Annotated in this window: 1 protein-coding gene; it reads right to left on the minus strand. The window is 68.4% G+C overall.

The genetic code is table 11. The features are described from left to right. Positions 1-364 precede the first annotated feature (364 nt). The gene (locus Manayef4_RS02590) at positions 365-1,732 is read right to left on the minus strand and encodes a hypothetical protein (protein WP_070130509.1); all 1,368 of its coding nucleotides are present in this window, start codon (positions 1,730-1,732) and stop codon (positions 365-367) included. Positions 1,733-2,269 lie beyond the last annotated feature (537 nt).

Genomic DNA, 2,269 nt, shown 5'->3' on the forward strand with positions numbered 1-2,269 from the left:
TCCTCCAGAGTGAGGGCCGGGGTTTGGGGCGGAGCCCCAACAACCAGCAGCGGCACCGTCCTCGCGGACGTCGCGCGGCTCCTGGAGCACCGGCGTGGACCAGCGGCATCAGCATCGCCGATCGTCACGGTCGTCACGGACCCTCTGGCGGGGGGCCTGACGCTCCGACACGCCGACGGGCCGACGCGCCCACGGGGCGACGCTCCGGCCGGGGTGCCGACCGGAGGGAGGCGGGGCCCCGGCCGGGTGCGGCGATCCCGTAGGCGCGGCGCGCACGGGGCGACGCGCGGCGCGTGCGGCAGGCCCCCCGCGGCGRCCGAAGGCCGCCCTTGAAACGGTACAGAACATTAGCGAGGATCTTGAACTACTCGGGGATCCGGGTTGTCGGGGTCACCTGGCAGTAGTTCTCGACCTCGGCTGCAATGTCGAGTGCCTGCGGCGATCGTCCGTACCGCTGGTCGGTCAGCGCACCTTGAATGCGCTGCATGAGGGTGCGGATCCCGTGGTTGCGGCGCTGGGCTGGGATGGCTAGGACGGGCCGGAGGGCGTCTTGGGCRCCGTCGACGTCACCCCGGCGGGTGCGAGCCAGAGCGAGGTTGATGTGGGCCCCGGCTCGGCTGCCGTAGCTGGCGTTACCTGCGGCGGCGAAGGCTTCCACGGCGTCCATGGCTGCCTGCTCGGCGCGTGGGTCCTCGGGGAGTCGGGTAAGGGCATCGGATGCGATGAACAGTTGGACGGCTACCGGGGTGGAGAGTTCACCCCCGATCTCGTCCAGGTCGTCGGGACGGGTCCGCTCGCGGAGGTCTACGGCTCGCGTGATGGCGGCATGGGCCTGTGCGCTGTCGCCGAGTGCCGCATGGGCACGGGCTGCCTGTACGGCGGTCTCTATCGCTGCCGTGCCGTGAACGAGGTGGACGTCTGCTTCGGCTGCTTCGATGTAGCGCAGTGCCTCGTGTGGTGCCCCTGTCCAGTAGGCGGCGCGGGCCTGTTCGGTGCGTACCCAGATGCGCAGGCCGGGATGATCTGCCCGGTCGGCGCACAGGTAGGCGACGCGGGCGTAGATGTCGGCGGTTGTGTGCTGGCTGAGGTCGACTCCTGCGCGGGCGAGGAGGCCGGAGGTGATTGCTGCGAGAAAGTAGAGGTCCCGGGCCTGGTCTGGCGGAGTTGGRCCGTCCAGGAGTCTGAAGGCGACGCGCTGTGCGTCGAGTAGCGGGCCTACAAGGTTCGTCGCCTCGGTCGGGAACGCGATGGCGAGGCTGCGTACCTGTTGGTGGAGGAAGTCGAGAACTTCCGGTCGAGCCGCGGCCCGTTCGGCGTTGACCAGGAAGTTAAACGCCTCTTCTGATTCGGTCATGATCCGCCTCTCCGGCCCGTCGGTATCGGGCGGGCGTGAAGCGGTGTACCCGCCGATGTCTCCAGAGTAAGGCGGCGGAGAGGACGCGGCCCGGTCACTGGGAGAGTCGGCCTGCTGCGGAGTCGTCTGGGCGTGCTCGGCGGGGAGCCGGTGGCGGAATCCCAGGTCGGYGTCTCCAGTGCCGAAGATGTGCCGGTAGCTGGCGCGGTAGTCGGCGCCGGGGTAGGTCTGSCCGCGTTCGTGCTTGCCGATGACTTCGGCGGTCGCCAGTGGCGGGGTGAAGCTTCGTTCACGGGCGCTGTCGACGTCGATATTGCGGATGCGTTCGGCGAGCGTGGGAAGGGTGAGCCCGTACTGAAGCCGATGCCGGCGGAGCATAGAGGGGTTCCATCCGGGGTGCTCTGTCGCGCGATGTGGCGTCACGGGTGCCTCCCAGAACAAGGGGTTGCACGAAGCGTAGCGGCCCATGTTCGGTGGCGGACCGGGCGGCAGGGAAGTCACCGTGGATTCGGYTGGTCGACTGATCATTTGACCTGCGATTMGACTGGTCAYGTCAACCGGACAACGGCTCTGATCGCCGGACGGGYCGTCGGTGACAGCCGGTTACTTGACGTGGCATCTGTCCTTGGGCACGTGCGGAATCCGCGTTGAACTTCTCGTAGCGGCCCTGGTCGGGCTTGGGGCCGTCCCCCCCGGCCGGTGCCGTTGGGGGCCTGGGGTGCCGTGGCTGGAGTGCGCAGCATTCTTGGTCCCACAGGTACCGGGGGTTCGCGGTCTGACGGATGYGGTCGGTAGAGGTGGGAGCGATGAAGGACGAGGACAGGTACGACGTCGACGATGACGACTGGGAGTGGGATGACGAGAACGGGTATTCCTACGGGGCTCGCGCGAATGGTGAACCTCCGGGACGTGATG

This window comes from Frankia sp. CgMI4 (genome assembly GCF_001756285.1).
Lineage (GTDB): Bacteria > Actinomycetota > Actinomycetes > Frankiales > Frankiaceae > Frankia > Frankia casuarinae.